6 protein-coding genes are annotated in these 5818 nt (G+C 70.4%); 2 read left to right on the top strand and 4 right to left on the bottom strand.

Features of this window, described 5'->3' with window-relative positions:
• Positions 1–44 precede the first annotated feature (44 nt).
• Together ABTZ89_RS34605 and ABTZ89_RS34600 are read right to left on the bottom strand one after the other, a co-directional pair.
• Positions 45–1496 (bottom strand): MFS transporter, encoded by a 1452-nt coding sequence (locus ABTZ89_RS34605; RefSeq protein ID WP_351052810.1) that lies wholly within the window; start codon positions 1494–1496, stop codon positions 45–47.
• 14 nt (positions 1497–1510) lie between these two features.
• Complete coding sequence (locus ABTZ89_RS34600) at positions 1511–2068, bottom strand: NADPH-dependent FMN reductase (RefSeq protein ID WP_351052807.1); 558 nt, start codon at positions 2066–2068, stop codon at positions 1511–1513.
• 102 nt (positions 2069–2170) lie between these two features.
• On the opposite strand from ABTZ89_RS34600, the gene ABTZ89_RS34595 reads away from it, so the two are divergent.
• A complete protein-coding gene (locus ABTZ89_RS34595) occupies positions 2171–2806 on the top strand; it encodes a TetR/AcrR family transcriptional regulator (protein ID WP_351052804.1) in 636 nt (211 codons plus the stop codon).
• 58 nt (positions 2807–2864) lie between these two features.
• Complete coding sequence (locus ABTZ89_RS34590; RefSeq protein ID WP_351052801.1) at positions 2865–4178, top strand: hypothetical protein; 1314 nt, start codon at positions 2865–2867, stop codon at positions 4176–4178.
• 43 nt (positions 4179–4221) lie between these two features.
• Here ABTZ89_RS34590 and ABTZ89_RS34585 read toward each other — a convergent pair whose 3' ends face one another.
• Both ABTZ89_RS34585 and ABTZ89_RS34580 read right to left on the bottom strand, forming a co-directional pair.
• Positions 4222–4881: an alpha/beta fold hydrolase gene (locus tag ABTZ89_RS34585; RefSeq protein WP_351052798.1), complete on the bottom strand. Its 660-nt coding sequence runs from the start codon at positions 4879–4881 to the stop codon at positions 4222–4224.
• A gap of 86 nt (positions 4882–4967) precedes the next feature.
• Positions 4968–5705 (bottom strand): GntR family transcriptional regulator, encoded by a 738-nt coding sequence (locus tag ABTZ89_RS34580; protein ID WP_351052795.1) that lies wholly within the window; start codon positions 5703–5705, stop codon positions 4968–4970.
• Between the last annotated feature and the right edge of the window lie 113 nt (positions 5706–5818).

Below are 5818 nucleotides of genomic sequence, written 5' to 3'. Positions count from 1 at the left end.
GTGCGTAACAGTGTTCGAACACTGTTACGCACTCACGACCCCGGTCAGGCCGCCGCCGGAACCGACGACGCGGGCACCGGCTCGGTCTTCCGGCTCGGGGCGAGGAGCGTGGCGACGGCGAGGGCGCCGAGGGCGGTCAGGGCCGCGATCGACCAGAGCAGGACCTGCCAGGACTCCGTGAGGAGGACGGCCTGCTCGGGGCCGGCGAGCTTCCCGGTCGCCACCCGCCCGGCCTGCTCCGCACCGATCTGCCCGGTCAGCAGGCTGATCAGGATCGAGCCGAACAGCGCCAGCACCAGCGTCTGCGACCCGCCGCGCACGGTGTTCAGCAGTCCGGCGGCCATCCCGGCGCGCGACTGGTCGACCTGGTTCATCGCCTGCGCGTCGATCAACCCGCTGGCCAGGCCGACCCCGATGCCGATCGTCAGCAGCGGGCCGAGCAGCTGCCACGCCCCGATCCCCGGGTGCAGCCCGGTCAGCCACGCGTTGCCCGCCGAGATCAGCAGCAGCCCGGTGACGATCAGCAGCCGCGGCGAGGTGCCCCGGTTCACCAGCCGCCCGCCCAGCAGCGGCAGGACCAGCATCGGTGCCGTCGACATCAGCATGATCAGACCCGAATCCCGCGCCGACAGCCCGTTCGCGCCCTGCAAGTAGGTCGGCAGGAACGAGGTCATCCCGCCGAAGCCCAGCACCATCACGACCCCGGCCAGCACCCAGCCGACGAACGGCCGGTTCCGCAGCAGCGACAGGTCGAGCACCGGGTGCGCGCTGCGCCGCTCGACCACCGCGAACGCGGTCAGGAATCCGGCGCCCGCGACCAGCAGGCCGAGCACGAGCGGGCTCGTCCAGCCGGCCCGGGAGCTCTGGGTGATGGCGAACATCGCTGAGGCGAGCCCGGCGATGAAGGTCGCCGCACCGAGCCAGTCCGCTCGCGGTCGCTGCTCGGCGCGCGATTCGGTCATCGCGAAAGTGCCTGCCAGCAGCAGGATTCCGGCCGCGGCGAAGGCGCCGAAGGTGGCCCGCCAGCCGAGCGTGCCGACCAGCCATCCGGCCAGCGTCGGACCGATCGCGAGCCCGATGCCCGCCGTGGTGCCCATCGCGGCGAACGCCTTGGTCCGCTCGGCACCGCTGAAGGTGGTCGCCAGGATGGCGCCACCGCCGGCCATCACCCCGGCCGCACCCGCACCCGTCGCGGTGCGCGCCACGTCCAGCACGAGGATGTTCGGCGTCAGCGCGGCGACCAGGCTGCCGGCCGCGAACGTCGCCGCGCCGAGCCGGTAGATCCGGCGCCGCCCGAGCAGGTCGCCGGTCGAGCCGGCGACGAGCATGAACGACGACGCGGTGAGGAAGTACCCGGTCACCACCCACTGCAGCGCACCACCGGAGGTGTTCAGCGCCGTCCCGATCTGCGGCAGCGCAACGGTGGTGCCGGACATCGACATCGGCAGCAGCAGGTATCCGAGCAGCACGAACAGCAGCGTCAGCTTGTTCTTCACGGTCGCTCCTCGGCTTATGCGGTGTAGGGCTCGGCGGTCCGCGCGCTGCGCAGCGCGCGTGCCCACCAGGAGAGCTGGGCCAACATGCCCTTCGCGGCGGCGTTGCTGCCCTCGTCGATCGGCGCGCCGCTCTCGTCGAAGCGGTCCCAGGCGTTGTGGAAGCTGACGGTGTCGCGGACGGTCGTCGCGTGCAGTTCGGCGAACACCAGCCGCAGCTGCTCGACGGCCCGCAGCCCGCCGCCCATCCCGCCGTAGGACACGAAACCGACCGGCTTGGCCTGCCATTCGGCGCGGTAGAGGTCGATCGCGTTCTTCAGCGCGGCGGGGAAGCTGTGGTTGTACTCCGGCGTGACGACGACGTAGGCGTCCGCCGCGGCCAGGCGGCCGGCCAGTTCGGTGACGTGCTGGTCGGCGGGCGTGCCGATGATGGTGGGCAGCGGGATCTCGGCCAGGTCGATGACGTCGACGTCGCCGAACTGCTGCGCCTGCTCGGCGAACCAGTTCGCCACGGTCGGCCCGAAGCGGCCTTCCCGGTTGCTCCCGATGATCATGGCCAGTCGCAGTGCGGACATCTTCGCTCCTCGGTGGATGCGGTGGAGGGGGACGCGAGGTAAAGTACAACGAGCAATGTACTTAGTGCAATGGTTGTTGTACTTATTTTTCGGGAGGGTGCTTTGAGCAGGGAGAACGTCTCGCGGCGAGGGGCGGAGAAGCGGCGCGCCGTCCTCGAAGGGGCGCGGGAGGTGTTCGGCCGGGACGGCTACACCCGGGCCAGCATCGACGCGATCGCCAAGACGTCCGAGGTCTCGACGCGCACCATCTACAACCACTTCGCGGACAAGGCGGAGCTGTTCCGCGAAGTGGTCATGGAGAGCGCGGCGGAGGTCCGCGAAGCCCAGCTGGTCGACCTCGACCGCCACCTCGGCAAGATCGTCGACCTGGAGCAGGACCTGGTCGACCTCGGCCGCGCGTTCGTCCTGATCCCGGGCGAGTTCCGCGCGCACTTCGCGCTGGTGCGGCAGATCAACGCCGAGGTCGGGCACATCCCGGAGGACGTCCTCGAAGCCTGGCAGGAAGCAGGACCGCGCCGCGTGCACGAGGCGCTCGCGCGTCGGATGGCCGAACTCGGCGAGCGAGGACTGCTCGAGGTCGACGTCCCGCATCGCGTGGCCGGGCACTTCGTCGCGCTGGTGGGCACGGAGATCCAGAGCCGCACCTACTACGGCGCGCTGCCCCTCGCCGAGGAGGAGCTCGACGAGATCGTCACGGCCGGTGTGCGGGCGTTCCTCCGCGCCTACGGTCCGAAGTAGACACCGGGGTGGGAGGGAGCCGGTCGTCCGGCGCTAGCCTCACCGCGTGGGGATTGACATGAGCGGGAACGAGCCGGAGTCCGCGATGGACGAGTACGACGCCGAGGCACCGATGGGGCTCAAGGAACTCCTCGGGCTGCCGGACCGGCTCCCGCCGCTGCGGCTGCCGTCGGATGAGGAGCTGGCGGTCGCCGCCCGGCAGAGCACGCTGCTCGACCGCCTCCGGCAGTTGGCGCTGCGGGCCGTCGAGCGACCGGGTGCGGAATGGGCGGCTGCCGACGTGATCGCAGCCGCCGAGGCGCTCGGCGTGCGTGTGCCGGACTCGGTCGAAGAGCTGGACGACATCCCGGACTTGGCCTGCCTGTGGGCGCTGGCGGTCGATGCGGGGTTCTTTGACCCCGCCCACCCGGACGTGCCGGGGCCGGCCCTCGAGGAATGGCCGGACGGCGGCGTCGAAGAGGTGCTGGACACCTGGTCCGACGTGCTGGGGCTGATCGTCGAGGGCGGCTTCCACGGCGAGTCCGGCGACCTCGACCTGGAGGACGTCGGCGTTTTCGCCATGACGATGCTGTTCATGGCCCGCAACGACGGCATGCCCATCGCGGAGCTGCGGAGCATGATCGCGGACCTCGCCGATGCCGAGCCGGACGCGTGGGACGCCTGGGTCGGGACCAGCGGTGACCCAGCCGACCGGCTGCTCGCGATGCTGACCGACCTGGGCGCGGCGCTGGTCGACGGGGGAATCGCCCGGCTGACCCCGCTCGGCCAGTACGCATTCGCCGGCGCGCTGACCGCGAGCGGTGTCGAGGTGCCGCTGCTCCCGCCGGTCGAGGAAACGACCGCCGAGGAACTGGTCGAGTTCGCCAAGGGCGTCGGGGACGCCGAGCTGGAAGCCGAACTGGCGGCGTGGATCGCGTCCCGGACTCCGGAGGAAGCGCTCGACGCACTGCTCACCGCGGCTGCGGCGGGTGCCGTGGAGGACCGGATGATCGCGGTGACCATCGCGAAGACCATCGAAGGCGAACAGCGGTGGCGCCAGGCGCTGGACGAACCCGTGCTTCGGCCGTACGCGAAGATGGTGTTCCAGGAGCTCAGCGGCGACGAACCCGAGTACGAGCTGACTGCGGCGGAAGCGGCGTGGCTGCTCACCGATCTGCTGTCGACCGCTTCGGACGCCGCCGACCCCGACGAAATCCCCGCTCTGCTGGCGGAATCCGTCCCCGCCGGGCAAGAGGTGGAGATCTTCGAGCAGATCTGGCGCCTGGACCACCCGCACGCGCGCGAGGTGCTCGAGCTGATCGGCAGGACCCACCCGGAGAAGCGGATCGCCAAGGCTGCCCGCAAGGCCGCGCTCAAGGTCCAGTCGCGCTGAGGATCGTGGGCGTTGAAGCCGGTTTCAACGCCCACGATCCCGATCAGGCGGCGTCGAGGAGGATCTCGCGGAAGTCGTCGAAGGCTTCGCGCACGATGTTGTGGCTGATCGGCAAGGTGCGGACGTGCCACGACGGGTCGTCCTTCAGCCGCTCGTAGGTCTGCGTGAACGGGGAGTTCTCGAACTCGGTGCAGTAGACGTACTCGCGGCGCGGAACCCGGCGGTGCGCGCCGGTGAGGCGGATCTGCTGGGTCATCGTGGCGAGCGGGTGCGGCACCGTGCGCTCGTCCAGGATCGGCAGCGGCGCGAACGCGAACCCGTCGGCACCGGCGCCGCCCGCGTACCAGTCGTGCCAGAACCCGCTGGTCAACGACCAGGCCGAATCCCCGTCCTCGGGCGCGAAAGCGTCGACGTGCAGCAGGGTCTTGATCCGCTCCGGAACCCGGTCGGCGACGCCGGCGATCACCATCCCGGCGTAGCTGTGCCCGCACAGCACGACATCGCGCAGGTCCTCGGACTCCAGCAACCGGACGACGTCGTCGATGTGGGTGTCCAGGTTGATCCCGGCCGCAGACTCCTGCGGCCCCAACCCGGTCAAGGTCATCGCGTGCACGGAGTGCCCCGCGCCGCGCAGCTCGGCCGCGATGTCGTCGTACCACCAACCGCCGTGGCAAGCCCCCGGAACCAGCACGTACGTCGCCATATCTCCTCCTCGAATCGCTCTGAAACCGACCCTAGGAGCCCATGAGGACAGGATCTGTCCACAAGATCTATTTCTTTGCGACGAACTCAGCGGGTCAGCAGGGAGGTGACCTTCACGGCAGTGCTGTTGATCCAGACGTCGGAGTACTCCACGGCCTGCCCGTCGCGGGTGTAGGTCACCTGCTCCAGGTAGAGCACCGGCGTTCCGGTCGGGATCTCCAGGGCCTCCGCGACGTCCTCGCGGGCCGGCTCGGCGCTGAACGTGCGGCGTCCTTCGGCCACCGGGAGCTGGTAGGACTTCTCCAGCACGTCGAACAGCGAATTGTGTTCGAAGTCAACGTCTTCGACGCCCGGGCACAGGTCGGCGCGCACCCAGTTCACCAGGTACGCCAGCGGTCCCTGCGCGCCCCGGAACACGCGCACCAGCCGGAGCCCGGGGGTGCCGGGCGGGGCGCCGAGGAGGGCCTGCACCGCCATCTGCATCCCTTCCAGGCGGGCGCTGACCACCTGGACGTCCAGCGCGTACCCCTGCGCGCGGAAGTCCTCGGACAGCGAGTGCAGGCGCTGCGCGATCTGCGGTTCCAGCACGCCCGCGGTCACGAACGTGCCGCGACCGCGGGTCTGCACCAGCAGCCCCTCGTCGATGAGCAGGGCCAGCGCCTTGCGCAACGTCCCGCGGCTGACGCCGAGCTGCTCGGCAAGTTCCGGTTCAGGCGGAAGCTTGTAGTGCGCCGGCCAGCGCCCACCCAGGATGTCCTCCCGGAAGGACGCCGCGATCTGCACGTGCAGCGGTTCCGGAGCATCCCGCGAGATCCGCGTTGCCACCTGACCCCCTTCAGTCCTGTTCGGCGGCCAGCGGGGTGTCGTGGTAGCCGGCGACCGCCAGGTCTTCGCCCGCTCGGATGCCGTGGTCGCGCAGGGACCCGATCGCGCCGATC

The organism is Saccharopolyspora sp. NPDC002686 (assembly GCF_040295745.1).
GTDB classification, from domain to species: domain Bacteria; phylum Actinomycetota; class Actinomycetes; order Mycobacteriales; family Pseudonocardiaceae; genus Saccharopolyspora; species Saccharopolyspora oryzae.
The sequence above is the reverse complement of the archived record's forward strand: the minus strand, read 5'-3'. Positions and strand labels throughout refer to the sequence as shown.